The organism is Frigoribacterium sp. CFBP 13605, assembly GCF_014839405.1.
GTDB lineage: Bacteria > Actinomycetota > Actinomycetes > Actinomycetales > Microbacteriaceae > Frigoribacterium.
Window position 1 is genome coordinate 1 of sequence record NZ_JACYNS010000023.1, and the last position, 25,001, is coordinate 25,001.

Sequence of the window (25,001 nt, forward strand, 5' to 3'; positions counted from 1 at the left end):
CGCGCCGAGCTGGCCGACGACGTCGCGGCCCAGCGCGCCGAACTCGAACGCGACGTCGCCGCGGCCCGTGCCGAGCTCGCCCACGAGGTCGCCGAGACCCGCGCGCTCCTCGCCCGCGACGTCGACGCCACCCGTGCCGACCTCACCGACGAGGTCGAATCCACCCGGGTCGAGCTCGAGCGCGAGATCGCGACCGGTCGTGACCGCCTCGCGGCCGAGATCGCACAGGCCCGTGCCGAACTCGAGAAAGAGGTCGGCGACGCCCGCACCGAGCTCGACCGCGAGACCCGGCGCCGCCGCGACGAACTCGACCTCGCCGAGACCACGTCACGCGAACGCATCGCGCGCATCACCGTCGAGACCGACGAGCGCCTCACCCGCGAGAGCGAGGCGCAGGCCGACCGTCTCGCCCGCGAGGACGCCGACCGGCGGGCCGAACTCGCGACCGAGATCGAGCAGGCACGCGCCGAACTCGCCGCCGAGGCCGCCGAGGCCCGCGCCGCCCTGGCGGACGAGACCGAGGCCCAGCGCGCCCGCCTGGCCGCCGACGACGTCCGGGTCCGCGCCGGGCTCGAGGCCGACCGCGAACGCGCCATCGCCGACCTGCGCCGCGACGTCGACCAGGGGCGCGCCGACCTCGAGGTCGAACTGCTGGCCCGTCGCGACGAGGCGGAGGTCGAGCTCACGCAGCGACACCAGCACGCCGTCGCCGAGACCCAGGAGCTGCTCGACGCGGCGGCCGAGCAGCTCGCCGAGGCCACCCGTCGCGCCACCGAGGTCCGGCGCGAGGCCGACGACCTCGAACGCACCGCGCTCGAGTACGCCCGCACCACCCGGACGGACGCCGACGAGACGGCCCACGACGTGCTCACCAACGCCGACGAACGCTCGCGGTCGATCCTGGCCGATGCCCAGCAGCGGGCCGACGACCTCATCGGTGACGCCGAAGAACGCCTGGCCGAGATCACGGCCGAACGCGACGCCGTCGCGGAGTACTTCGAGAACCTGCGTGGCATGATCGGACAAGTCGGCGGCGGTACGTCAGAGTAGGGCGACAGGCCGTGTCGGGCAGTCGGTGCCGCCGTGACCTCGACCGGCCCGTGCCGTCGACAGGAGCCCGCCCGTGAAGATCCACAACCCGTTCCGCATCGGTCTGCTCGCGGGGCTGGGAGTGCTCGTCGCCCTCGTCATCGGGGGCGCCGTCGGGCAGCTCTCGACGATCCTGACCTACGTGGGCGCGGCCTTGTTCATCTCGCTGGGGCTCGACCCGGTCGTCTCGTGGCTCGAGAAGCGCCGGGTGCCCCGGGGCATCGCCATCGTGATCGTCCTCGTGGCCGTGGTGGGCGCCTTCGTGGGCGTCGTCTTCGCGATCGTGCCCGTCATCGTGCAGCAGACCACGAGCCTCATCCAGGCGCTGACGTCGTACCTGCAGAGCGTCACCACCCAGCAGTTCGTCGACAACCTGCAAGAACTCGTCCCCCAGAACGTCTTCGACGTGCAGGACGCGCTCGACTCCATCGTCGACTTCCTGACCAACCCCGACAACGTCGTCACGATCGGCGGCGGGGTCCTCGCCGTCGGCGTCGCGATCGGCAACGGCCTCTTCGGCACGGTCGTCGTGGTCATCCTGACGATCTACTTCACCTCGTCGATCAACAGCGTCAAGCGGGCGCTCTACCAGCTCGTCCCGGCCTCGAAGCGGGCCACGTTCGTCGACATCTCCGAACAGATCAGCCAATCGGTGGGTCGGTACGTCATCGGCCAGTTCACGCTCGCGGCGCTCAACGGCATCCTGAGCTTCGTGTTCCTCACCATCATCGGCGCCCAACAGCCGGCCGTCTTCGCGTTCATCGCGTTCCTGGGGTCGATCATCCCCCTCGTCGGCACGATCAGCGGTTCGGCGATCATCGTGCTGGCACAGATCGCGCTGTTGCCCCAGTCACCGGCCACCTGGGTGACGACAGCCGTCTACTACCTGGTCTACATGCAGGTCGAGGCCTACCTGCTGAGCCCGCGCATCATGCGGCGGGCGGTCCGCGTCCCGGGCGTGATCGTCGTCATCGCGGCCCTCGTCGGTGGCACCCTGCTGGGAGTGCTCGGCGCACTCATCGCCATCCCCGTCGCCGCGTCGATCCTGCTGATCATCCGCGAGGTCTACGTGCCACGCCAGAACCAGCTCTGAGACGCGCCATGCCCCGGTCGCTCCGGGCCCGGCGCGGCGGACCGCCCGCCGACGGCGGACGCACCGTCAGGAGGCGCGGGGCGGCCAGGTGGACGGCAGCGGCAGGGCACCGGGCGCGACCCGACGGACGATCTCGGTGAGCACGCGACTGGTCTGCTTCTCGCCGACCCAGAGGTGCTTGCCTCCCTCGACCGCGACCACCTCGGCCTCGGGAACGAGGGCGAAGCGACGTCGCGCCTCGTCGGGACGCAGGTAGTCGTCGAACTCGGGCACGACGGCCACCACGGGCCGCCCGGAGTCGTGCCACGCGCCGAGTTCGGCGTCGGACGTGCGGTGCAGTGGTGGGGACAGCAGCACGACGCCGGCCACCTCGACGTCGAGGCCGTGCTTCAAGGCGACCTCGGTGCCGAACGACCAACCCACCAACCACGGGGTGGGCAGACCGCGATCGCCCACGAAGGCCACGGCGGCGGCGAGGTCGGCCGCTTCGGCCACCCCCTCGCCGAACTCGCCCTCGGACCGACCTCGCGGAGACGACACCCCACGGAAGTTGAACCTGAGCACGGCGAGGTCGGCCAGGGCCGGAAGACGGGCCGCGGCCTTCCTGATGACGTGGGAGTCCATGAACCCGCCGGCGGTGGGCAGAGGGTGCAACGCGACGATCGTGCCGACGGGCCCGCGGTCCGCCGGGAGGCTCAGCTCGCCCACCAGGGTCAGACCGTCGCCGGTGTGCAGTTGGACGTCCTCGCGGCGCGCGGGCAACAGGACGCCCCCGCGGATCTCGAGAGCGTCGGCGTCGGGGGTCGTCACGAGATCCTCCAGCAGTGGGTGTGCCAATGGCGGCGGGCCGCCAGGTCGTCCTCGGCACCGAACAGCCCGTCGACACGCCAGGCCACGACGTGCGGCGTCGCGGGAGCGATGCCCAAGGAGCAGCCGGGGCAGACGTACTCTTTGACGGCCGACGTCGCCGAGACCGACTGGACGTTGAACGAACGCCCGTGTTTGGTCTCGACCGTCAAGCCGCCGAACGACGCTCGGGTGACGTCGTAGGCCTCGTCGGCGTCACGCCGGTCGCGCGAGCGACGGGAGCGGTTGCTGCGGGGCATGACGACCAGCGTAGCAACGGCCCCCGAGGTCGAGGGCCGTGCGACGGATCAGTACCAGTTGTTGGCGACGGAATGAGCCCAGGCACCGCAGGGGTTGCCGTAGCGGCCGCCGATGTAGTTCAGCCCCCACGTGATCTGCGTGGCGGGGTTGGTCTGCCAGTCGGCACCGACGGAGCCCATCTTGCTACCCGGCAGGGCCTGGGGAATGCCGTAGGCACCACTCGACCGGTTGGACGCGTAGACGTTCCAGCTGGACTCTTTCTGCCACAGCGACACCAGGCAGTCGTACTGGTCGGAGCCCCAGCCGCGAGCGGCCACGAGTTCGGCGGCGACGGCCTTCGCGCTGCCCGGGTCAGGGGTACCCGCCACGGGAGCAGACGACGACTTCTTGGCAGAGCCGGACGTCGCACCCGACGGGGCCGCGGGCTTCTCGGTCTCGGCCACCACGACGGGCGGGGGCGGCGGCGGCACGTACTCGGTCACGCCGTAGGCGTCCCGGTCGGCGACGGTCACGGCGGCACCGGCGACCGTGAGGGTCTGACCGGGGGCCGTCAGCACCGACGCAGCGCCCGGAACGGTCGTCGCGGCCTCGGCACCGGCCAAGGGGTTGACGAGCGAGGCCGACACGAAGGCGAACGACGCACAGAAACCGACGAGGGGAATTGCCACCCGTCGAGGGAATCCGGTTCGACGAGCGGCCGGTACGGCATCGCGGACGGGACCGGTGAACGCGAGGGAGCCGGCTGCGGGGCGTCGCACGACGCTCTGCGAGGCCGGCACGCGGATGCGCCAGCGGGTCGAGGGTCGTTCGACCGCGGCCGGGTGCTCTCGTCGAGAGGGACCGGGGGTCGGATTCGCTGCGTGCCTGCCCATGAGTACGTCCAGGGTAACCGATGGGACGCCGGAGGGCCAGGGACGACCCGTCAGCGTGTCGGAGGCTCGGGGGAAGAGGAGAGGCCCGGCCGTGACCGTCAGCGGACGGCGAGCATGACGTCGACCACCGTGTCGAGCACCAGGTCGACCTGGCTCTCGCGGTAACCGCCGCGCTTCGCCCGGAAGACCGACGCCCGGACGTCGTCGATGCTGAGGGGGCGGCCGTCGGTGAAGTAGCCGTGCAGCCGCCGGGTGAGGCGGTCGACGTCTCGCGGGTGGTAGCCGGTCGTGAGGATGCCCACCCTGTCGAAGCGGTGGCCCTGCGGTCGCTCGAGACGGGCCACGATGTCTTCCGCCCCGGAGCGCGCGGTCGAGAACCAGGTCGACTCGGCGCCCGACGAGACGGCCCGTTCGCGCTCCCGACTGGCGAAGGCGTCCTCGAGACGTTCGAGCGCGGCGTCGACGTGTGCCGTCGAGTACCCGTTCTTGGTCAACCCGAAGGCCGTGCGTCGGATGCGGGCGGAATCGATGCCGAGGCCGGTCTCGCCGGCGTAGGCCTTCCGGGCCTCGACCAGGAACGCGTCGACCTCGTCGACGTCGTAACCCCGCTTGCCCTTGGGAACGATCGGGAATGTGCTGCTCACGGCCACCATCATGCCGCATGGGCCGATGGCAAGCCGCTGGACGCGCGGCCGGTCAGTACCGGCGGACGGGCGTCACGCGAAGAGGAGGTACAGGGCGTAGGCCGCGGCGGCCGAGGGCAACGTGCTGTCGAGCCGGTCGAGGAACCCGCCGTGGCCGGGAAGCCAGGTGCTGATGTCTTTGATGCCCAGGTCGCGCTTGATGAGGGATTCGGACAGATCGCCGATGGTGGCGGTCACGATGATGACGCCACCGAAGACGAGACCGAACCACCACGGCTCGTCGAGCAGGAAGACCGACAACAGCACGGCCGCGATGAGGCTGGCGGCCACCGAACCGGCGAAGCCCTCCCAGGTCTTCTTGGGACTGATGCGGGGCGCCATCGGGTGCTTGCCGAAGTTCAGGCCGGTCGCGTAGGCACCGGTGTCGACCGCGATCACGACGATGAGAGCCGACAGGGTCCACCACTGGCCGTCGGGTCGAGCAGCCATGAGGGCCATGAAGCTGCCGAGGAACGAGCAGTAGATCTGGACGAACGCACCGGCACCGAGATCACGACCCAGCGAGGAGGCGCTGGCTCGGTGCGACGGACGAGCCGTCTCGACGAGGCGCCACACAGAGACGACGACGATGCCGCCCACCAGAGCGACCCACTGGCCGCCGGCTCCGCCGTAGAAGGCCGCGGGGACCACGGCCACGCCGGCGAGGACGCTCGGGAGGCGGGGCACGTCACGCCCGGCGAAGCGCAGGGCACTGGCGAGTTCGAAGCACAACGAACCGATCAGGGCCGCCGCCACGATGATGAAGAACGCCTTGACGAAGATCAGGCTCAACAAGACCGCGGCCCCGAGCAGGACACCCACGGCGATGGCGGCCGGCAGGTTGCGACCGGTGCGCGCCGTCAACTTCTCGTTGCGCGAGTCGAGGCGCGCCTTGCCTGCCCGCAGTTGGCTCTCGATGTCGTGCCGGGCCGCTTGCGCTCGAGCGTCGAAGTCGGCCCGGCGACTACCGAGAGTGCTCTTCTGAGCCGGTGACGAGTCGTCGGGGCCGGCGCCGTCGGGTCGCTGTCTCATCAGACCTCGAGCAGCTCCGCTTCTTTCTTCTTCAACGCGTCGTCGATGGAGTCGATGTACCCCTTGGTGATCGACTCGAGCTCTTTCTCGGCACGAGCGACCTCGTCGTCGCCGACCTCGGTCTTCTGGGCGTCGAGCGCCTCTTTGGACTTGCGACGGACGTTGCGCACCTGCACCTTGGCGTCCTCGCCCTTGCTGCGCACGAGCTTGACGAACTCCTTGCGACGCTCTTGCGTCAGCTCGGGGATGGTGACTCGGACGATCGTGCCGTCGTTCGTCGGGTTGGCCCCGAGGTTCGGGAAGGTCGCGATGGCCTTCTCGATCTCTTTGAGGGCCGTCTTGTCGTAGGGGGTGACGATCATGGTGCGCGCCTCGGGCACCTGCAGCGAGGCGAGCTGGGCCAGCGGGGTCGGGGTCCCGTAGTAGTCGATCGGGATCTTCTGGAACAGAGCGGGGTTGATGCGGCCGGTGCGCACCGTCCCGAAGTCGTTCTTGGCGGCGTCGAGCGCCTTGTCCATCTTCTCGCGCGTCTCGGTGAGTACGTCGTTGATCGCCACTGGTGCTCCTTGTTCGGTTCGCGGTCGAGTTTAGTCGTCTAGTTGCTGACGATTGTTCCGATGCGTTCGCCGCGGATGGCGCGGGCGATGTTGCCCTCGCCTTCCATGCCGAACACGTGCATGGGCATGCCGTTGTCCATGCAGAGACTGAAGGCGGTCGAGTCGACGACCTTGAGCCCCTGCATCAGCGCCTCTTGGTACGTGAGCTGGTCGAGCTTGACCGCCGACGGGTCGTGCCGGGGGTCGGCCGAGTAGACGCCGTCCACGCCGTTCTTGGCGACGAGCACCTCGGAGGCCCCGATCTCGAGGGCTCGCTGGGCCGAGACGGTGTCGGTCGAGAAGTACGGCAGGCCGGCGCCGGCACCGAAGATGACGACGCGCCCCTTCTCGAGGTGCCGCTCGGCGCGACGGGGGATGTACGGCTCGGCGACCTGGGTCATCGCGATGGCGGACTGGACGCGGGTGGCAGCGCCGGCCTGCTCGAGGAAGTCCTGGAGGGCGAGGGCGTTCATGACGGTGCCCAGCATGCCCATGTAGTCGGCCCGGCCCCGGTCCATGCCGCGCTGACTGAGTTCGGCACCGCGGAAGAAGTTGCCGCCACCGACCACGATGGCGATCTCGACGTCGGTCGCCGCGTCGGCGATCTCACGGGCGATGGAGCCGACCACGTCGGGGTTCACGCCGAGCTGGCCGCCGCCGAAGGCCTCACCCGAGAGCTTCAGCAGGACGCGTCGTCGTCCGGTCGTTTCCGATGTCATGCGAGTCTCCGTCTCGTCGTGGCCGTAGCCAGGTTAGCGAGTTCGGGCTGGTCGCCGTCCGTCGCCGATGATGCACCCGACGTCGTCACCTCGGCCGGGCATGGGAACGGGGTCCGAGACACGTTCGTCTCGGACCCCGTCACGGTGCTGTCTAGGCGCCGACCTTGATGCGGGCGAAGCCCGTGATCGTCAGTCCGGCCTCGGCGACCACCTTGGCGACGGACAACTTGTTGTCCTTCGCGTAGGCCTGGTCGAGCAGGGCGATCTCCTTGAAGAAGCCGGTGAGGCGTCCCTCGATGATCTTGGGCAGGGCCGCTTCCGGCTTGCCCTCGTTCTTCGCGGTCTCCTCGACGATGGCTCGCTCCTTGTCGACCTGCTCGGTCGGCACGTCGTCGCGCGACAGGTACGTCGGCGCGGCGAAGGCGATGTGCTGAGCGATCGACCGAGCGGTCTCGGCGTCTTCACCCGTGTAGCCCACGACCACGCCGACCTGCGGGGGCAGGTCCTTCGAGGTCTTGTGCAGGTAGATGGCGAACTGCTCGCCCTCGATGCGGTTGACGGTGCGCAGTTCGACCTTCTCGCCCATGAGCGCGGCCTCGTCGTTGACGAAGGCCTCGACGGTCTGGCCGCCGATCGCGGCGGCGTTGCCCTCGGCGGCACTGGAGGCTCCGCCCGCGTGCACCGCCTCGAGGACCTGGTCGGCCAGGGCGACGAACTTCTCGTTCTTCGCGACGAAGTCGGTCTCGCTGGCGAGCTCGATCAGCGTGGCGTACCCCGAACCGGGCTTGGCGGCGACGAGACCCGCGGTGGTCTGACGGCCCTCGCGCTTGGCGACGCCCTTCAGTCCCTTGACGCGGAGGATCTCGACGGCCTTCTCGATGTCGCCGTCGGCTTCTTCGAGGGCGTTCTTGCTGTCGACCATGCCCGCGCCGAGGCGGTCACGGAGGATCTTGACGTCAGCGATGGTGTAGTTGGCCATGTGTCTGACTTCCTTTCGTGGAGTCGGAAGGGTGAAGGAGAGGACTACTTCGAGTCGGCGTCGGCCGGCTCGGCCGCGGTGGCCTCGGTCGCCTCGGCGACGGGCTCGACGACCGGCTCGCCCAGGGGCTTCGCGGCGACCTGCGCGTCGGCGTCGTTCTCCTCGACGGGGGCCTCGGCGACGGGGGCCTCGGCAGCAGGTGCCTCGGCGGCGGCGTCGGCGGCCTTGGCCTCGCCCTGCGCGAGCAGCTCGGCCTCCCATTCGGCCATGGGCTCGACGGGCTGGTCGGCGTCCTCGGGCTTCTGGTGACGCTGCACCAGACCCTCGGCGGCAGCGTCGGCGACGATGCGCGTCAGCAGGCCGACGGAACGGATGGCGTCGTCGTTGCCCGGGATCGGGAAGTTGATCTCGTCGGGGTCGCAGTTCGTGTCGAGGATGCCGATGACCGGGATGCCCAGCTTCTTGGCCTCGTCGATCGCGAGGTGCTCTTTCTTGGTGTCGACGACCCAGAGGGCGGACGGCGTCTTGGTGAGGTTGCGGATTCCGCCGAGCGTCTTGTGGAGCTTGTCGAGCTCACGCTTCTTGATCAGCAGTTCTTTCTTGGTGAAGCCCTGCGTGGTGTCGTCGAAGTCGATGTCCTCGAGCTCTTTCATGCGGGCGAGGCGCTTCGAGACCGTCTGGAAGTTGGTCAGGAGGCCACCGAGCCAGCGCTGGTTGACGAAGGGCTGGCCGACGCGGTTCGCCTGCTCGGCGATGGAGCCCTGGGCCTGCTTCTTCGTGCCGACGAAGAGGATGGTGCCGCCGTGTGCGACGGTCTCCTTGACGAAGTCGTACGCCTTGTCGATGTAGCCGAGCGACTGCTGCAGGTCGATGATGTGGATGCCCGAGCGCTCGGCGAGGATGAAGCGCTTCACCTTCGGGTTCCAGCGGCGGGTCTGGTGTCCGAAGTGGACGCCGCTGTCGAGCAGCTGGCGGATGGTGACGACGGCCATGGTCGTTCTCCTTGTTCCTGGGCACACCCGCGGGTGTGCCTGCTTGTCGGTTGTCGGGCGACCGGTCGGTCGCCACTGCCTGGTGCCCGGGCACACGTCCGCCGAGCCCACCGTGAGGCGGTTCGGACCGAATGGACGTGGAGGCCGGGAGCGGCGCGAGGCGACCAGGTCGCCTCGACGTCGGTGCGTCCGGGGACGCACAGGGCACGCGAAGTCAGCCTGCTGAGCAGGCTGCATCGCTCATGTTAGCACCACCACGGGCCCGGTGAGGTGGAGGTCGACCCCGGGCGGGGACCCCGACGTGCACGAACGTCCCGCCCAGGATCTGGACGGGACGTTCGTGGATCGTGTCGGGCTCAGGCCTTCGCCGACCGCCCCGCATCGGCCTGGACGGCCGAGGTGCCCATCTCCTCGAGCGAGCGCCCCTTCGTCTCGGGGATCTTCGCCAGCACGAAGAAGAACGACACGAGCGCGAAGAACGCGAAGATGCCGTACGACAGCGTGAGGCTGAGGGCGGCGAGGGTGGGGAACGACACCGTCACGATGAAGTTGGCGATCCAGTTGGCCATGCTGCCCACGCCGAGTGCCGTGGCACGGATGCTGTTGGGGAACATCTCTCCGAGCAGCACCCACATGAGCGGGCCCCACGTGGCACCGAACGACACGACGAAGAGGTTGGCCGCGACGAGGGCCACGGGGCCCCAGGCGCCGGGCAGCGACGGGTCGCCGCTCGCCGAGGTGGTCGCCTGGCTGAAGGCCAGGGCGGTGACGGCGAGGCTGACGAACATGCCGATGGAGCCGGTGAGCAGCATCGGCCGACGACCGACCTTGTCGACGAGCCCGATCGCGATGAACGTGACCGCGACGTTGACGACCGCGGTGATGGTCGAGATGAGGAACGAGTCCTCTTCCTGGAAGCCGACGGCCTGCCAGAGGGTGGTCGAGTAGTAGAAGATCACGTTGATGCCGACGAACTGCTGCAGCACGGCGAGGATGATCCCGACCCAGACGATGGGCTGGAGGCCGAAGCGGGTCCCGCGGATCGACGATTTCTTCTCGAGCTCTGCCTCGGTGCGGATCGAGTCCGTGATCTCTTTCAGGCTCGTCTCGACGGTCTCGGCCGGGACGATCGTCTGGAGGACCTCCTTGGCCTCGGCCTCCCGCCCGTCACCGGCGAGGTACCGCGGCGACTCGGGCAGACGCCAGGCCAGGATGCCGTAGACGACCGACGGGACGATTCCCACCAGGAACATCCAGCGCCACGCGGCGAGGCCGAAGAGCGACGGCTCGGATGCGCCGCCCGCCGTGACCGCGAAGAGCTGGTCCGACAGAAGGGCGGCGAAGATGCCGAGCGTGATGGCGAGTTGCTGGAACGACGCCAGGCGACCGCGGATCGCCTTGGGCGACACCTCGCTGATGTAGGCGGGCGCGATGACCGACGCGATGCCGATGCCGAGGCCGCCGATGACGCGCCAGAGGACGAGGTCCCAGACGGCGAAGGCCGCGGCCGCACCGATCGAGCTGATCAGGAACAGACCGGCACCGATCAGCATCACCTTGATGCGACCCATCTTGTCGGCGAGGCGGCCGGCGACGTAGGCACCGATGGCACAACCGATCAGGGCCGAGGCGACCGCGAAGCCCGAGGCGAACTCGGTGAGACCGAACTCGTCGGTGATCGACTGGACCGCGCCGTTGATGACGGACGAGTCGAAACCGAACAGGAACCCGCCGATGGCCGCCGCCACGGCCAGCGCGGTCACCCGCCTGTTCAAGCTCTTCGTCGTTGCAGTGGTGTTCGACACCTGTACTCCTTCACGGCTCGAGGAGCAGGGCTCGTGGCCACGACTCCCCCACAAACGATGTGCACGGGGTGTTCGTGCACGGGTGAACCTTACGCCTCGCCGAGAAAGCTTGCGCAACCGGCAAGGTGCCGGTATGCGCTCTCACCTGCGGCCGACGACGCGGCTTCTCGTCACCCTCCCGACGGCGGCCCTCGTCACGGCCCTCGCCGGGTCGCTCTCGGTCACGCCCGCGGTCGCGAACCCCCGGACAGCGAACCCCCGGGCAGCGAGCGCAGGAGGCGCGGTGTGGGCCTGGCCGGTCGCCTCGCCCCATCCGGTGGTCCGGCCCTTCGTCGGGCCGCCGAACCCGTGGTCGCCGGGGCACCGCGGCCTCGACGTCGGGACGGCCGAGGGCTCGGTCGTGACCGCCCCGGACGACGGCGTCGTGCACTTCGCCGGGGTCGTGGTGGACCGGCCGGTGCTGTCGATCGCCCACCCGGGCGGGGTGCTGAGCAGCGTCGAACCGGTGGTGGCCGGTGTCTCGAAGGGCGACGCCGTCACGCGGGGGCAGACCGTCGGGGTGCTCGAGCGAGGGCACTGCCCCGACCGACCGTGCCTGCACCTGGGGGCGCGGATCGACGGTGAGTACGTCTCGCCCCTGGTGTTCCTGGGCGGGATCGAGCCGTCGGTGCTGCTGCCGACCACGCCCCGCTGAGCACCGGTCGGCACCGGCCGGGCCGACGACCGCAGCACGGTCGGGTGCTCGGAGGGTCCTCGGGCGTCGTGGGCGTCGTCGGGTGGAGCGTCGTCAGGCGCGCGGGTGTGCCGACCGGTAGCTGTCGCGCAGACGGTCGGTCGAGACGTGCGTGTAGATCTGCGTGGTGCCGAGGCTCGCATGACCGAGCAGCTCCTGGACGGCCCGGAGGTCGGCCCCTCCGTCGAGCAGATGGGTGGCGGCCGTGTGCCTGAATGCGTGCGGCCCCGCCGGCCCGCCGCCCGGGAGGTCGGCGAGCAGCCCGGCGACCAGTCGGTAGACGGCCCTCGTGCCGAGCCGCCCCCCGGTCGACCCCACGAAGAAGGCGGCGTCCGTGACCGGGGTGACGAGCGTCGGGCGGGCGAGGTCGACGTACCGCCCCAGGGCCTCGGCCGCCGGCACCCCGAACGGCACGACGCGCTGCTTCGCCCCCTTGCCGGTCACCCGCACGGTCAGCCGTTCGAGGTCCACGTCGCCGACGTCCGCCCCGACGAGCTCCGACACGCGCAGGCCCGCGCCGTAGAGCAGTTCGACGACCGCGAGGTCCCGGCGTGCCCCGGGGTCGCCCGTGTCCGCCCGGACGGCGAGGGACGCCAACAGGCCGTCGACCTGCTCGCGCGTGAGGACGCGCGGCAGGCGACTCTCGGGCTTCGGAGAACGCAGTCGGGCACCGACGTCGACCGGTGTGCGGTCGGTCTCGTCGAGCCACCGGGTGAAGGCCCGGACGCTCGCCGACCGCCGGGCGAGGGTGGCCCGGGCGAGCCCGGCCTGCGTGCCCTGCCAGAGCCAGTCGCGAAGCAGGTCGAGGTCGAGGTCGCCCACCTCACCCGGGCGACCGAGCCGGTTCTCGGCGAAGGCGACGAGGGAGTCGAGGTCGGCCCCGTACGACCGCACCGTGTGGTCGCTGAGCCCCCGGCCGTCGTGCAGGTGGTCGGCGAACCGTTCGACCTCGCCCAGGAGGCGCGTCACGGCAGCACCCGCTCCTCGCGTCTCGACCCCGGCTCGCGCATGCCGACAGGCTAACCATCGCGGCGCCCCCTCACCCGTCGCCACCCCGAGCCGGAGCGCCGGGCCGCACCCGACAGGTCGAGTTCGGCGAGCACGTCGCGGACCGTCTCGAGCGACAGCCCGCTCGCGACGGCCAGTTCGTCGGTCTCGCGGGTCGCCGTCGTGCTGAGGGCGTCCAGCACCCGCATCGTCTCGGGGTCGAGCCGTCGGCCCTCGTACGAGGCGACGACGAGGTCGGTCGACACCCCCGCGAGTGCGAGGACCTCGTCGGCACCCGTCACGCACTCGGCCAGACCGGACCGGATCAGGGCGTGGCAGCCGACCGACGACGGCGAGGTGACCGGGCCGGGCACGGCCCCGACCGGACGACCGAGCGACTGCGCGTGGGCGGCCGTGTTCAGCGACCCCGAGCGGCCGCCGGCCTCGACCACGACGGTCGCGGCCGTCAACGCCGCGATCAGCCTGTTGCGTTGCAGGAACCGCCACCGCGACGGCTTGCCACCGCACGGAGCCTCGGAGATCACCAGACCCGTCTCGATGACGCGTCGCAGCAGGGCGTCGTGACCGGCCGGGTAGAGGTGGTCGACTCCCCCGGCCATGACGGCCACCGTCGTCGCCGAGGCGGCCAGGGCCGCCCGGTGGGCGGCACCGTCGATGCCGTAGGCGGCACCCGAGACGACCGCGAGACCCCGGTCGGCCACGCCGCCGGCGAGCTCGGCCGACACCTGCTCGCCGTAGGCCGTCGCCGCCCGCGAGCCGACGATCGCGATGCTCGACGTCGGCGCCGGAACGGACGCCGGACCTCGTGCCCAGAGGGCCACGGGAGCGTGATGGCCGAGGTCGTCGAGGGCCTCGGGCCACAGCGGGGTGCCCGGCACGAGCAGCCTCGATCCCACCACGGTCGCCGTACGGAACGACCGGAGGATCACGCTGGTCTCGAGACGGGGCCGCCATCTCGTGAGCGCCCGTCCGAGGTCGAGCCGCTCCACGTCGTCGCGGGTGGCCCCTGCCTCGACCAGGGCCCCAGCGAGCAGACCCGCGCGGGGGTCGTCGTGACCGACCGCCGCTTCGAGCACGAGGCGGAGCCCCACGGTCGGTCCGAGCAGTGACCGGACGACGCCTCCCACCGCGTCACCCGGTTCGACCACACCTGTCCAGGCGCCCAGGGCGAACGCCTCGAGGGTCTGTGCCTCGCTGAACTCGTGGGCGCCGGGCAGGAGGGGCCGGACGAGGTCGGCCAGCTCGGCGGGGGTCGCCCGGAGCAGGTCGCTCACAGCGACTGCCGCATGCTCAGGGCCCGGACCACGTGACGGCGGACGGGGGCGGGTTCGTCGTCGAGGTCGGCGAGGGTCCAGGCGACCCGCAGCACGCGGTCGTAACCCCTCATCGTCAGGGCACCGGTCTCGAGCGCCCGGTCGACGGGCTGTGAGTCCGCCGCGGCCAGGCGGTTCGCCGGATCACGCAGCCAGGTTCCTGGGACCTCGCCGGACGACCGCCAGGGTGTTCCCTCGAGCCGGCGGGCGGCACGGCCGCGCGCCCGGTCGACGCGTTCGCGGGCCTGGCGTGTCGTCGTCGGGACGACGTCGGCCGAGGCTCGGAACTGAGACGAGCTGATGCGGGCCACCCGCAACTGCAGGTCGATGCGGTCGACGAGAGGCCCGGAGAGCTTGCCCAGGTAGCGACGCCGCTGGTGCGGGGAACAACTGCAGTCGGAGTCGCGAGAGCCGTATTGCCCGCACGGACAGGGGTTCGCCGCCGCGACCAGTTGGAACCTCGCGGGGAAACGCGCCACCGCCCGTGACCTGTGGACGACGGTCTCGCCCGACTCGAGGGGCTGGCGAAGACAGTCGAGGACCGTCTGTCGGAACTCGGGCGCCTCGTCGAGGAACAGCACGCCCCGGGTCGCCCTCGACGCGGCGCCGGGCCTGATGACCCCGCTGCCCCCGCCGACCAGGGCCGCCGCGCTGCAGGTGTGGTGGGGCGCCTCGAACGGCGGCCTCCGGTCGAGATCGCCCGTGACGGCGACCCCGGCCAACGAACGGATCGACGCGACCTCGAGGGCCGAATCGGCGTCGAGGTCGGGCAACAGACCGGGCAGACGGGCCGCCAGCATGCTCTTGCCTGCGCCGGGCGGCCCCACCATGAGGAGGTGGTGGCCGCCGGCCGCGGCGACGACGAGCGCCTCGACGGCGTCGACGTTGCCGATGACGTCCGCGAGGTCGAGTTCGGCCGGCACTGCCGGTTCGGTGCGCGATCGCGTGATGGCCACGACCGGCTCGGGTTCGAGCCCTGCACCGTGCCAGATCGCCGCCTCGCGCAGGCTCGGCACGGCCACCACGCGGATGCCGGGGACGAGGGCGGCCTCGTCCGCGTTGTCGGTCGGCACCATGACGGTGGCGGCCCCTGCCCGGCGCGCACCCAACACGGCGGGCAGGACTCCGTCGACGGGCCTGAGCCGGCCGTCGAGCCCGAGCTCGCCCAGGTGGACGACGCCCTCGACGGACTCGGCGGGGACGAGTTCGGCTGCGGCCAGGGCCGCGATGGCGATGCCGAGGTCGAAGGACGACCCCTGCTTGGGCAGCGACGCCGGTGACAGGTTGACGGTCAGCTTGCGCGCCGGCAAGGCGCACCCGGAGTTGGTCGCTGCGGACCGGACGCGGTCACGGGCCTCACCCAGCGACGTGTCGGGCAGTCCGATGATCACGAACGCCGGCAGCCCGGCACCCATGTCCGCCTCGATCTCGACCAGGGCTCCGTCGACGCCCAGCAGGGCGACCGCCCGCGTCCGCGCCACGCTCATGCTCCGGCCCCGCGGACGTGGTCGATCCGCTCGTGCCCCGCGCACCGCTCCACCGTGATGCCCACGACGTCGATGCGCACCCCCCGGGGCGTCGAGGTGGGATGCGCCTGGCACCAGGCCCCCGCCAGCCGTCGCAGACGCGCCAGCTTGGCCGGCGTCACGGCCTCGAGCGCGTGACCGTAGCCGGTGCCCGATCGCGTCTTGACCTCGACGACGACCACCTCGTCGCCGTCCAGGGCGACCACGTCGATCTCGCCTTCACGGCACCGCCAGTTGCGCTCGACGACCCGCATGCCCTGCGCCTCGACGTACTCGGCCGCGACGTCTTCGCCGCGCCGACCCAATTCGTCCTTCTTCGCCATGTCTGACCTCCTGCCAGCAGGCTGGCGGAGGCGCGCCCCTCGGAGGGCGGGCGGAGCATCGGCTGGGGACGCCACCGACCCGGCCGCGGCTGGGGACGAGCCGAGTCGAGACGCAGCGCGTCCCGCGCCAGGAGGTCGCGCGGCGACGGACGACTACTCGTCGAGTGCGAGTTCTTTCGGGAGCTCGAGGTCGCGGCTCGTGAGCTCTTCGACGTTGACGTCCTTGAAGGTGAGCACCCGGACCGACTTGACGAAGCGGTCGGAGCGGTAGACGTCCCAGACCCAGACGTCGGTCATCGACAGTTCGAAGTAGAAGTCGTGCTCGGTGTCACGCCGGACCAGGTCGACCTCGTTGGCCAGGTAGAAACGCCGCTCGGTCTCGACCACGTAGCGGAACTGCGACACCACGTCGCGGTACTCGCGGTAGAGCGCGAGCTCGACCTCGCGGTCGTAGTCTTCGAAATCGTCCTCGTCCATCGGAGTCGAGCTTACGCGGCCCTCGGGGCAGCGGTCGCCGTCGTCCCTCTGCTCCCGGCGTAGGTGCTCGAGGTCAGTGCAGCCAGGTGAGGCGGTGCAGCGGCGACGGACCCAATTCGGACAGGGCCCCGTAGTGCGCCGACGAGCCGTAGCCCTTGTTGCCGGCCCAGGCGTAGCCCGGGTGGACGCCGTCGGCCTCGATCATCAGCCGGTCGCGTTCGACCTTGGCGATGACCGACGCCGCCGCCACCGACGCGCAGTCGCGGTCGGCCTTGACCCTGGTCGTGATGCGCGGAGGGGTGGCGAGCTGGGGTGAAAGGTAGTCGTGGTTGCCGTCGAGCACCACCACGGACTGCATGATGCCGACACCGGCGTGGTGCAGCGCCGTGAGGGCACGCTTGCCCGCGAGCCCGAGGGCGACGACGATGCCCAGCCGGTCGACCTCGTGCGCATCGGCGAAGCCCACCGCGTGATGGGACACCCACGACGTCGCCAGCGGGTAGAGGGCCTCGCGTCGCTTCTCGGACAGGAGCTTCGAGTCGCGCAGACCCGCGGGGACGTCGAGGCACTCGACGTGGACCGCCCCGAGCCCGACCGCGACCGGCCCGGCGATGGCGCCCCGACCGACCTCGTCGCAGCCGATCACCCAGGTCGCGCCGGCGGCGTGCAGCTCGCGTTCGTAGTCGAGGGTGGGGTCGACGACGGGGCTCATTCGCCCTCTCGCTCGGTGCCGCGGAAGACGTCGGGGTAGTCGCCGAGCCACGTCCAGCGCTCAGTGGGCCAACTGATGACGAAGGCGCGTCCGACGACGTCGCTCATCGGGACGAACCCCTTGCTCGGAGTGGCGCCGTTGTACCGGCTGTCCTTCGAGTTGTAGCGGTTGTCGCCCATCACCCAGAGGGAGTCGGCGGGCACCGTGACCGAGAAGTCGTCGGCCGAGACCCGGGTCTCGCCCGGGGGCAGGTTCACGTAGGGCTCGTCGAGGGGGACGCCGTTGACGGACATCTGGCCGAAGTCGTTGCAGCACTCGACGGTGTCGCCCGGCAGGCCGATGACCCGCTTGATCAGGTGGTCGTTGCTGTCTTGTGCGCCGAGCCCGACCAGCGTGAGGAACCACGAGAAGCCGTCGGACACCGGGTTGCCGGTGGTCGTGCTGATGGGAGCCGTGCCGTCGAGCCAACCGCCCGGGTCGGTGAACACGACCACGTCGCCCCGCTTGACGTCGACGAGGTCGGGTACGAGCTCGTTGACGATGATGCGGTCGTTGATCTGGAGCGTCTGCTCCATCGACCCGGAGGGGATGTAGAACGACCGGATCAGGAACGTCTTGATCAGGAACGAGATCAGGAGGGCCGCCAGGAAGATGACGAGCACGTCGCGCACGAAGGTGCCGATGCCGCGCTTTCCGCCGTCGTCGCGTCGAGGACGCAGGGCGCGCCTCACTGTGTCATTCGTCATTTAACCACCCGAGCTCCCCGCCATCTTAGATGGCGGGGAGCTCGCGTGATGTCGCTGAGGGGCGTGACTAGTTGTCGCGCTTCTCCTTGATCTTGGCCTTCTTGCCACGCAGTTCGCGCAGGTAGTAGAGCTTGGCGCGACGGACGGCACCGCGGCTGACGACCTCGATGTGGTCGATGACCGGGGAGTGCACCGGGAAGGTGCGCTCGACGCCGACCTGGAAGCTCACCTTGCGGACCGTGAAGGTCTCGCGGATGCCCTCGTTCTGCTTGCCGATGACGACACCCTGGAAGACCTGGACGCGCGAGCGCGTGCCTTCGATGATGTTGACGTGCACCTTGACGGTGTCGCCGGCGCGGAAGTCGGGGACGTCCGAGCGGAGGTTGGCGGAGTCAACCGCGTCGAGGATGTGCATTGTCGTTCGCTCTCTGCAACCGCCACAGGTCGACTGCGTGTCTGGGGCGCGTCACGCGCCCGTCATGATGAAGAAGGTGTGCTCTGGATCGGCAGACTCCCCTGTGGCAGAGTCGTGCGCAGGCACAAGCGCCTATTGTGCCACAGCGCGGGCACCCGTGTCAGCCTCGCGGCGTGATGGTGATGACGGGGCCGTCGTCGCCGTAGCCGGGCCGACGCCCCGCGGCGGCCCCGGTGCCCGACGCGACCCGCTCGAGATCGGCGAGCGACGTCGCCATGCGGGCCCGCGCCTCCTTCACGAACTGCCAGAGGGCGCAGGCGAACAGGCCCACGCCCGCCGCGATCGTCACGACGGCGCAGAGGGCGAACAGGGCGGTCGAGAGGTCGAGGGACGAGACCCCGCCGGCGACCTGCGTGAAGGCCGACGCGGACGCGGACTCGGCGGAGCTGTCGACGATGAAGAACCCCAGGCCGAGCTGGCCGAGCCAGGACAGGGCGAGCAGACCCGCGTCGGCCCACGACACGGCCTTCGCCCGCCGGACGCTGCGGCGGCCCACCACCACGCCGGTGGCCACCGCCTGCCCGACGAAGAGCAGGGGAACGAGCAGCAACTGGCCGACGAACTGCAGGCCCAGCGGGACGCCAAAGAACGCCCGACCCAGCAGCACCCAGAGCGGCAGCACGAAGACGGCCACCCAGAGGAGGCGGTAGAAGATCCTGCGCGTCGTCATGCGGTCGAGGCTACGAGGGCTTCGTGAAGAATGGCTGCATGATCGAACTGCGCACCCCCGACGAGATCGAACGCATGCGACCCGCCGGAGCCTTCGTCGCCCGCGTGCTCGAGGCGACCCGTGCGGCCGCGCGACCCGGCGTCGACCTGCTCGACCTCGACGCGCTCGCGCACCGCATGATCCGCGAGGCGGGGGCCGAGAGCTGCTACGTCGACTACCACCCGTCGTTCGGGGCGAGCCCGTTCGGCAAGGTCATCTGCACGTCGGTCAACGACGCGGCCCTGCACGGCCTGCCGCATCGCTACCGCCTGCGCGACGGAGACCTGCTCAGCCTCGACTTCGCCGCCTCGGTGGACGGTTGGGTCGCCGACTCGGCCGTGTCGTTCGTCGTCGGCGAGCGGGCATCGCCCGAGGACCTCCGCCTGATCGAGACCTGCGAGGTGGCCCTCGACGCCGGCATCGCGGCCCTGAGGCCGGGCGCCAAGCTCGGCGACGTCTCGGCTGCGATCGGACAGGTCGCTCGCGGGGCGGGTTACGGCGTCAACCTGCAGTTCGGCGGCCACGGGGTCGGACGCACCATGCACGGCGACCCCCACGTGCCGAACGACGGGCGCGCGGGGCGCGGGTGGCCCGTCCGACCGGGCCTCGTCGTCGCGATCGAGCCGTGGCTGATGCGCGGCACGGACGCGATCGTGACCGACGCCGACGGCTGGACGCTCCGCAGCGTCGACGGCTCGCGGGCCGCACACGTCGAGCACACCGTCGCCGTCACCGAGGACGGGCCGCTCGTGCTCACCGCGCGCGGGTGACCCGGACGGGCCGTCCCCGGCGGACCCTCCCCGGCGGGTCGGGCCGGGACGCCCGGACCGCGCAGGCTCGGCCCGATCAGTCGAGCAGGTCGGGCCGTACCCGGCGGGTGCGCTCGAGCTGCTGCTCGCGACGCCAGGTCGCGATCGCCGCGTGGTTGCCGCTCAGCAGCACCGGAGGCACGTCGAGACCCCGCCAGGACGCCGGCTTGGTGTAGCTGGGGTACTCGAGCAGGCCGTCTTCGTGGCTCTCTTCGGTGAGGCTCTCGGGGTTGCCCACGACGCCCGGGACGAGACGACCGATGGCCTCGATCATCGCCGTGACGGCGACCTCGCCACCGTTCAGCACGTAGTCGCCCAGGCTGATCTCGCGCACCGTCGCCCGGGTGGCGGCGTGCTCGACGACGCGCTGGTCGATGCCCTCGTACCGGCCGCAGATGAAGACCAGGTGCGGAGCGAACGCGAGCTCGCGAGCCGTGGCCTGGGTGAAGGGCGTGCCGGCCGGCGACGGAACGATCATGATCGTGTCGTCGGGCGTGGACGTCTCGCCGAAGACGTGGTCGAGCGCCTCGCCCCAGGGCTCGGGCCGCATGACCATGCCTGCCCCGCCACCGTAGGGGGTGTCGTCGACGGTGCGGTGCCGGTCGTGCGTGAAGTCACGCAGGTCGTGCACCTCGACGTCGAGCAGCTTCTGCTGCCGCGCCTTGCCGAGCAGCGAGATGTCGAGCACCCCGAAGAACTCGGGGAAGATCGACACGATGTCGATGCGCACGCGTCAGCGCTCGTCGTCGGGAGCGGACTCGCCGTCGGAGGCCGGTTCGTCGACGCCGTCGGCGACCGACTGGTCGACGTCGTCGGAGGCCGGCTCGTCGTCGGTGTCGGAGACCGGCACGTCGTCGGTGTCGTCGGCCGGCTCTTCGAAGAGTCCCGGCGGCGGGGTCACGACGACCACACCGGCCTCGACGTCGACCTTCGGCACGAGGGCCGAGACGAACGGGACGAGGACTTCGCCCGACGCGGTGTCGACCGCGAGCAGGTCTTGGGCCGGCAGGTGGTCGACCCGGGCCACGGTGCCCACGACGACGCCGTCACGCTCGACGCGGAGGCCGACCAACTGGTGGTCGTACCAGGCGTCCTCCTCGTGGGGCAGTTCGTCGGCGTCCTGGTCGACCCAGAGGATCGCCTTGACGAGCGACTCGGCCGCCGTGCGGTCGTCGACCCCGTCGAAGAAGCCCACCGGGTGGCTGTTGTACCAGCGCAGCTCGGTGAGGGTGAGGGTCCGGTCGTGCCAGGCGCTGTCGGCGGGCACCTGGAGGCGGAACACGGCACCCGGCACGAAGCGCTGCTCGGGGGTGTCGGTGAAGAGTTCGAGCTTGAGGGCGCCCTTGAGGCCGTGGGCCTTGGTCAGGCGCCCCACCCGGAGTTCGGTCTTGCGGTCGGACGGCACGGTTCTAGAGATCGCCGTCGACGACGTCGACCCGGACCCGCTTGCCGTCGGCCAGCGCGGTGATCAGGGTCCGGAGGGCCTTGGCGGTGCGACCGGCACGGCCGATGACGCGACCGAGGTCGTCCGCGTGGACGTGCACCTCGAGGACGTCGCCTCGTGGGGAGTTCTTCTCCACGACCTGCACCTCGTCCGGGTGATCGACGATCCCCCGGACGAGGTGTTCGAGTGCAGGTGCGAGCACCGACTACGCCTCGGTGGTCTCGGCGTCGTCGCTGGACTCGGCGGGAGCCTCGGCCTTGGCCGCGGGCTTCTCGGTCTTGGGCACGAGGACCGGCTTCTTCTTCTCGTCGGCGACGAAGGCCTCTTTCGGAGCCTTGGTCTTGACGGTGCTGACGGCGTCGGCGTCGCCCTTGAACTTGCCCCAGTCGCCCGTGAGCTTCAGCAGCGCGGCGACCTGCTCGGTCGGCTGAGCGCCGACGCCGAGCCAGTACTGCGCACGCTCGGACTCGACCTCGATGAACGAGGGCTCCTCGGTGGGGTGGTACTTGCCGATCTCTTCGATGACGCGACCGTCGCGCTTGGTGCGCGAGTCGGCGACGACGATGCGGTAGTAGGGGGCGCGGATCTTGCCCATGCGCTTGAGACGGATCTTGACAGCCACAATTCTCCTGTGTGATGTGATGTGGGCGAGTTGCCAGCCGTGAGCGTGGGGGCACACTCGGCTCGAAAGCTCTGATGGGAGTCGAACGTCGTCTGATTAGAGGGTCGGACGACAGAAGACTCGACCTCCCATTGTTGCAGACGAAAGGCCATCTGCACGAATTGCGTCTCGTCGTGTCCGGCACCGCGCCTCCTCGGCGTCACCGGACGTCACGGGCGGCGCAGGCCGGCCCGCCGGACGGCCCCGACCGGCACCCGACTGGCAGGATGGAACCGCCCTGACGCCCACGGGAAGGCCACGCGGATGCGCATCGATTTCACGACCTCAGAGCGGTCGACCCTCGGCGTCGAGTGGGAGCTCGCCCTCGTCGACCACGAGTCGGGAGAACTGGCGCCGCACGCCCCGGCGATCCTCGCCGACCTGGCCCACGTCAACGACGGCGGTCCGGAACGGTTGACCACCGAACTGCTCACCAACACGGTCGAGGTCGTCACGGGCGTGCACCGTCGGGTCGCCGACGCCGTCGACGACCTCCGGGGCACGATCGACCTGGTCCGGGGCCCGGCCTCCGTGCTCGGCGCCGACCTCATGTGCGCCGGAACGCATCCCTACAGCCGCTACGCCGACCAGGAGGTGACGCCCGACAAGGAGCGTTACGCCACCCTGATCGACCGGACGCGGTGGTGGGGCCGCCAGATGATGATCTGGGGCGTCCACGTCCACGTCGGCATCGACGACCAGGACAAGGTGCTGCCCATCCTCAACGGCATGCTCACCTACCTGCCGCACTTCCAGGCGCTGACGGCGTCGAGCCCGTTCTGGGTCGGCGAGGAGACCGGGTACGCCTCGAACCGCGCCCTGATGTTCCAGCAGCTCCCGACGGCGGGCTTGCCGCCCCAGTTCGCGACCTGGTCCGAGTACGAGGCCATGGTCGCCGACATGACCCACACCGGCGTGATCGACGACCACAGCGAGTTGCGCTGGGACCTCCGCCCCTCACCGAAGTGGGGCACCCTCGAGACGCGCGTCTTCGACGGCATCGCGACGACCGACGAGCTCGCCGCCGTGACGGCACTGGTGCAGTGCCTCGTCGACGACATGTCCGAGCGACTCGACCGCGGCGAGACCCTGACGAGCATGCAGCCGTGGTTCGTCCGCGAGAACAAGTGGCGCGCCGCCCGCTACGGCATGGACGCCATCGTGATCCAGAACGCGGCCGGCGACGAACGACTGGTGACGGACGACCTGCGCGAACTCGTGACGTCGCTCGAGCCGGCGGCCGAACGCCTCGGCTGCCTCGACGAACTGCACTCGCTCGCGACGATCACCGACCGCGGGGCCAGCTACCAGCGCCAGCTCACCGTCGCCGCCGCGCACGGGGGCGACCTGCGCCCCGTCGTGGCGTCGCTGGTCCGCGAGTTCGACGAAGGGCTGTCCGCAGCCGAGTGACCAGCCGCCTGCGGTGCGGCGGGAACACGACGACGCCCGCCCCGCAGCAGGCGGGGCGGGCGTCGAGGACCGTCAGGAGGCGCGGGTCGGCTCAGCCGCGTCCGAGCATCTTCTGCAGCGACGCGAGTTCTTCGGGCGAAGGCGCCGCGCCACCCGCGGCGGCCCCGCCGCCGCCGAGCCCGAAGCCCGAGCCGCCGGGAGCCGAGGACGCCGGCCTGGCACCCGTGGTGAGGGCAGCGTTCTGTGCGGCACGCTTGGCCGGGTTGCCGGCCTTGGAACCCTTCTTCTTGGGCTGCGCCTTCTTGCCGGCGTACGAGGCCCCGGGGATCGGCCCCATGCCGGGCACCTGGGGCACGCCGCCCTTGGCGACGGTCTTCATCATCTTCGACGCCTGCTCGAAGCGCTGGACGAGCTGGTTGACGTCGGTGACCGTCATGCCCGAACCGCGGGCGATGCGGAGGCGACGCGAGCCGTTGAGCAGCTTGGGCATCGCTCGCTCTTGCTTGGTCATCGACTGGATGATCGCCTCGGTGCGGACGATCTCGCGTTCGTCGAAGTTCTCGAGTTGCTCGCGCATGCCCTTGGCACCCGGCAGCATGCCGAGCATGCCCTTGATCGAACCCATCTTGCGCAGCTGCTGCATCTGCGTGAGGAAGTCGTCGAGCGTGAAGGAGTCGGTCGCGATCTTCTGCGCGACCGCCATCGCCTCTTCTTCGTCGAAGGCCTGCTGGGCCTGCTCGATCAGCGAGAGGATGTCGCCGAGGTCGAGGATGCGGCTCGCCATGCGGTCGGGGTGGAACGGCTCGAAGTCGTCGAGCGACTCACCCGTCGAGGCGAACATGATGGGGCGGCCGGTGACCGAGGCCACGCTGAGTGCGGCACCACCGCGGGCGTCTCCGTCGAGCTTCGAGAGCACGACGCCGGTGAAGTCCACACCGTCCTGGAAGGCCTTGGCGGTCGCGACGGCGTCCTGACCGATCATCGCGTCGATGACGAAGAGCACCTCGTCGGGATCGACCGCCTTGCGGATGTTCGCGGCCTGCTTCATGAGCTCGGCGTCGACGCCGAGACGGCCGGCCGTGTCGACGATGACGGTGTCGTACTGCTTGTCGCGGGCGTACTTGATGGCCTGCTTCGCGACCTTGACGGGGTCGCCGACGCCGTTGCCCGGCTCGGGCGCGAAGACGTGGGCACCGGCCTGCTCGCCGACGACCTGCAGCTGCGTCACCGCGTTGGGGCGCTGGAGGTCGGCCGCCACGAGCATGGGCGTGTGGCCGTCCTTCGCGAGCCACTTGGCCAGCTTGCCCGCGAGGGTCGTCTTGCCGGCACCCTGGAGGCCCGCGAGCATGATCACGGTCGGCGGGTTCTTCGCGAACTCGAGCCGGCGCTGCTGACCACCGAGGATCTGCACCAGTTCTTCGTTGACGATCTGGACGACCTGCTGCGCCGGGTTCAGCGCCTTGCTGACCTCGTCGCCGAGGGCGCGGTCGCGGACCGTGTTCGTGAAGGCCTTGACGACGTCGAACGCGACGTCGGCGTCGAGCAGGGCACGACGGATCTCACGCACGGTGCCGTCGACGTCGGCGGGGCTCAGCTTGCCCTTATTGCGGAGGTTCTTGAACGTTTCCGCGAGGCGGTCGGAGAGGGTTCCAAAAGTGGCCATGGTGCGCCCATCTTAACCGACCGTC

General features: G+C 70.4%; 28 protein-coding genes and 1 pseudogene. 5 read left to right on the forward strand and 24 right to left on the reverse strand.

The window, feature by feature from the left end; all coding sequences use genetic code 11:
- Positions 1 to 1,050: pseudogene (locus tag IFT36_RS07225) on the forward strand (hypothetical protein); the annotation flags it as partial.
- A 73-nt stretch (positions 1,051 to 1,123) separates the two neighbouring features.
- Positions 1,124 to 2,182, forward strand: coding sequence for an AI-2E family transporter (locus tag IFT36_RS07230; RefSeq protein ID WP_056046155.1), 1,059 nt, complete (start codon positions 1,124 to 1,126; stop codon positions 2,180 to 2,182).
- Between the two features lie 66 nt (positions 2,183 to 2,248).
- On the opposite strand, the gene IFT36_RS07235 is transcribed toward IFT36_RS07230, so the two are convergent.
- The 10 genes from IFT36_RS07235 to IFT36_RS07280 all read right to left on the reverse strand — a co-directional run bounded on the left by IFT36_RS07235 (position 2,249) and on the right by IFT36_RS07280 (position 10,967).
- Positions 2,249 to 2,992, reverse strand: a complete 744-nt coding sequence (locus tag IFT36_RS07235; RefSeq protein ID WP_307785052.1) for an alpha/beta hydrolase — start codon at positions 2,990 to 2,992, stop codon at positions 2,249 to 2,251.
- Positions 2,989 to 3,288, reverse strand: a complete 300-nt coding sequence (locus IFT36_RS07240; protein WP_200412773.1) for a hypothetical protein — start codon at positions 3,286 to 3,288, stop codon at positions 2,989 to 2,991. Before IFT36_RS07240 ends, IFT36_RS07235 begins: the two co-directional genes overlap by 4 nt.
- 48 nt (positions 3,289 to 3,336) lie before the next feature.
- Positions 3,337 to 3,957 (reverse strand): aggregation-promoting factor C-terminal-like domain-containing protein, encoded by a 621-nt coding sequence (locus IFT36_RS07245; protein ID WP_056046159.1) that lies wholly within the window; start codon positions 3,955 to 3,957, stop codon positions 3,337 to 3,339.
- A gap of 302 nt (positions 3,958 to 4,259) precedes the next feature.
- The gene (locus IFT36_RS07250) at positions 4,260 to 4,814 is read right to left on the reverse strand and encodes a DivIVA domain-containing protein (protein WP_056047652.1); all 555 of its coding nucleotides are present in this window, start codon (positions 4,812 to 4,814) and stop codon (positions 4,260 to 4,262) included.
- 63 nt (positions 4,815 to 4,877) lie between these two features.
- Positions 4,878 to 5,876, reverse strand: a complete 999-nt coding sequence (locus tag IFT36_RS07255) for a phosphatidate cytidylyltransferase (protein WP_200412774.1) — start codon at positions 5,874 to 5,876, stop codon at positions 4,878 to 4,880.
- On the reverse strand, positions 5,876 to 6,394 hold the full coding sequence (gene frr, locus IFT36_RS07260) for a ribosome recycling factor (RefSeq protein ID WP_054145670.1): 519 nt from the start codon (positions 6,392 to 6,394) through the stop codon (positions 5,876 to 5,878). Before frr ends, IFT36_RS07255 begins: the two co-directional genes overlap by 1 nt.
- Positions 6,395 to 6,471: 77 nt before the next feature.
- Entirely contained in the window at positions 6,472 to 7,191 is a 720-nt protein-coding gene (gene pyrH / locus IFT36_RS07265; protein WP_056046162.1) for a UMP kinase, read from the reverse strand.
- 151 nt (positions 7,192 to 7,342) lie between these two features.
- On the reverse strand, positions 7,343 to 8,170 hold the full coding sequence (gene tsf / locus IFT36_RS07270; protein WP_200412775.1) for a translation elongation factor Ts: 828 nt from the start codon (positions 8,168 to 8,170) through the stop codon (positions 7,343 to 7,345).
- Positions 8,171 to 8,214: 44 nt separating this feature from the next.
- A complete protein-coding gene (gene rpsB / locus IFT36_RS07275; protein WP_056046166.1) occupies positions 8,215 to 9,162 on the reverse strand; it encodes a 30S ribosomal protein S2 in 948 nt (315 codons plus the stop codon).
- 356 nt (positions 9,163 to 9,518) lie between these two features.
- Complete coding sequence (locus tag IFT36_RS07280) at positions 9,519 to 10,967, reverse strand: sugar porter family MFS transporter (protein ID WP_200412776.1); 1,449 nt, start codon at positions 10,965 to 10,967, stop codon at positions 9,519 to 9,521.
- A 133-nt stretch (positions 10,968 to 11,100) separates the two neighbouring features.
- Between IFT36_RS07280 and IFT36_RS07285 the strand changes: the two genes are divergently transcribed.
- Complete coding sequence (locus IFT36_RS07285; RefSeq protein WP_200412777.1) at positions 11,101 to 11,661, forward strand: murein hydrolase activator EnvC family protein; 561 nt, start codon at positions 11,101 to 11,103, stop codon at positions 11,659 to 11,661.
- Between the two features lie 93 nt (positions 11,662 to 11,754).
- Here IFT36_RS07285 and IFT36_RS07290 read toward each other — a convergent pair whose 3' ends face one another.
- The 9 genes from IFT36_RS07290 to IFT36_RS07330 form a co-directional block, all read right to left on the reverse strand.
- Complete coding sequence (locus IFT36_RS07290; protein WP_200412778.1) at positions 11,755 to 12,669, reverse strand: tyrosine recombinase XerC; 915 nt, start codon at positions 12,667 to 12,669, stop codon at positions 11,755 to 11,757.
- A gap of 50 nt (positions 12,670 to 12,719) precedes the next feature.
- A complete protein-coding gene (gene dprA, locus IFT36_RS07295) occupies positions 12,720 to 13,982 on the reverse strand; it encodes a DNA-processing protein DprA (RefSeq protein WP_199736206.1) in 1,263 nt (420 codons plus the stop codon).
- Positions 13,979 to 15,508 carry a YifB family Mg chelatase-like AAA ATPase gene (locus IFT36_RS07300; RefSeq protein WP_200412779.1) on the reverse strand — a complete coding sequence of 510 codons (1,530 nt, stop codon included), beginning with the start codon at positions 15,506 to 15,508 and terminating at the stop codon, positions 13,979 to 13,981. Before IFT36_RS07300 ends, dprA begins: the two co-directional genes overlap by 4 nt.
- The gene (locus IFT36_RS07305) at positions 15,505 to 15,870 is read right to left on the reverse strand and encodes a YraN family protein (RefSeq protein ID WP_123570347.1); all 366 of its coding nucleotides are present in this window, start codon (positions 15,868 to 15,870) and stop codon (positions 15,505 to 15,507) included. Before IFT36_RS07305 ends, IFT36_RS07300 begins: the two co-directional genes overlap by 4 nt.
- 153 nt (positions 15,871 to 16,023) lie before the next feature.
- Positions 16,024 to 16,347, reverse strand: coding sequence for a DUF2469 domain-containing protein (locus tag IFT36_RS07310; RefSeq protein WP_056046179.1), 324 nt, complete (start codon positions 16,345 to 16,347; stop codon positions 16,024 to 16,026).
- Between the two features lie 73 nt (positions 16,348 to 16,420).
- A complete protein-coding gene (locus tag IFT36_RS07315) occupies positions 16,421 to 17,059 on the reverse strand; it encodes a ribonuclease HII (RefSeq protein WP_200412780.1) in 639 nt (212 codons plus the stop codon).
- Positions 17,056 to 17,805 (reverse strand): signal peptidase I, encoded by a 750-nt coding sequence (lepB, locus tag IFT36_RS07320; RefSeq protein WP_056046184.1) that lies wholly within the window; start codon positions 17,803 to 17,805, stop codon positions 17,056 to 17,058. Before lepB ends, IFT36_RS07315 begins: the two co-directional genes overlap by 4 nt.
- A 67-nt stretch (positions 17,806 to 17,872) precedes the next feature.
- The gene (gene rplS / locus IFT36_RS07325; RefSeq protein WP_043596315.1) at positions 17,873 to 18,220 is read right to left on the reverse strand and encodes a 50S ribosomal protein L19; all 348 of its coding nucleotides are present in this window, start codon (positions 18,218 to 18,220) and stop codon (positions 17,873 to 17,875) included.
- A 160-nt stretch (positions 18,221 to 18,380) separates the two neighbouring features.
- Complete coding sequence (locus IFT36_RS07330) at positions 18,381 to 18,950, reverse strand: hypothetical protein (RefSeq protein ID WP_056046186.1); 570 nt, start codon at positions 18,948 to 18,950, stop codon at positions 18,381 to 18,383.
- A gap of 38 nt (positions 18,951 to 18,988) precedes the next feature.
- Here IFT36_RS07330 and map point away from each other — a divergent pair, with 38 nt between their 5' ends.
- Positions 18,989 to 19,759, forward strand: coding sequence for a type I methionyl aminopeptidase (gene map, locus IFT36_RS07335; protein ID WP_200412781.1), 771 nt, complete (start codon positions 18,989 to 18,991; stop codon positions 19,757 to 19,759).
- Between the two features lie 76 nt (positions 19,760 to 19,835).
- Here map and trmD read toward each other — a convergent pair whose 3' ends face one another.
- From trmD to rpsP, 4 genes are read right to left on the reverse strand one after another with little or no spacing between them, the layout of a single operon-like run.
- Entirely contained in the window at positions 19,836 to 20,528 is a 693-nt protein-coding gene (gene trmD, locus IFT36_RS07340) for a tRNA (guanosine(37)-N1)-methyltransferase TrmD (RefSeq protein ID WP_200412782.1), read from the reverse strand.
- Between the two features lie 3 nt (positions 20,529 to 20,531).
- The gene (gene rimM, locus IFT36_RS07345) at positions 20,532 to 21,203 is read right to left on the reverse strand and encodes a ribosome maturation factor RimM (RefSeq protein ID WP_307785053.1); all 672 of its coding nucleotides are present in this window, start codon (positions 21,201 to 21,203) and stop codon (positions 20,532 to 20,534) included.
- 4 nt (positions 21,204 to 21,207) lie between these two features.
- On the reverse strand, positions 21,208 to 21,444 hold the full coding sequence (locus tag IFT36_RS07350; protein ID WP_043596309.1) for an RNA-binding protein: 237 nt from the start codon (positions 21,442 to 21,444) through the stop codon (positions 21,208 to 21,210).
- 3 nt (positions 21,445 to 21,447) lie between these two features.
- Complete coding sequence (gene rpsP / locus IFT36_RS07355; RefSeq protein ID WP_123570351.1) at positions 21,448 to 21,864, reverse strand: 30S ribosomal protein S16; 417 nt, start codon at positions 21,862 to 21,864, stop codon at positions 21,448 to 21,450.
- Between the two features lie 303 nt (positions 21,865 to 22,167).
- On the opposite strand from rpsP, the gene IFT36_RS07360 reads away from it, so the two are divergent.
- On the forward strand, positions 22,168 to 23,313 hold the full coding sequence (locus IFT36_RS07360) for a glutamate--cysteine ligase (protein ID WP_123570352.1): 1,146 nt from the start codon (positions 22,168 to 22,170) through the stop codon (positions 23,311 to 23,313).
- 91 nt (positions 23,314 to 23,404) lie between these two features.
- On the opposite strand, the gene ffh is transcribed toward IFT36_RS07360, so the two are convergent.
- On the reverse strand, positions 23,405 to 24,976 hold the full coding sequence (gene ffh / locus IFT36_RS07365) for a signal recognition particle protein (protein WP_123570353.1): 1,572 nt from the start codon (positions 24,974 to 24,976) through the stop codon (positions 23,405 to 23,407).
- Positions 24,977 to 25,001 lie beyond the last annotated feature (25 nt).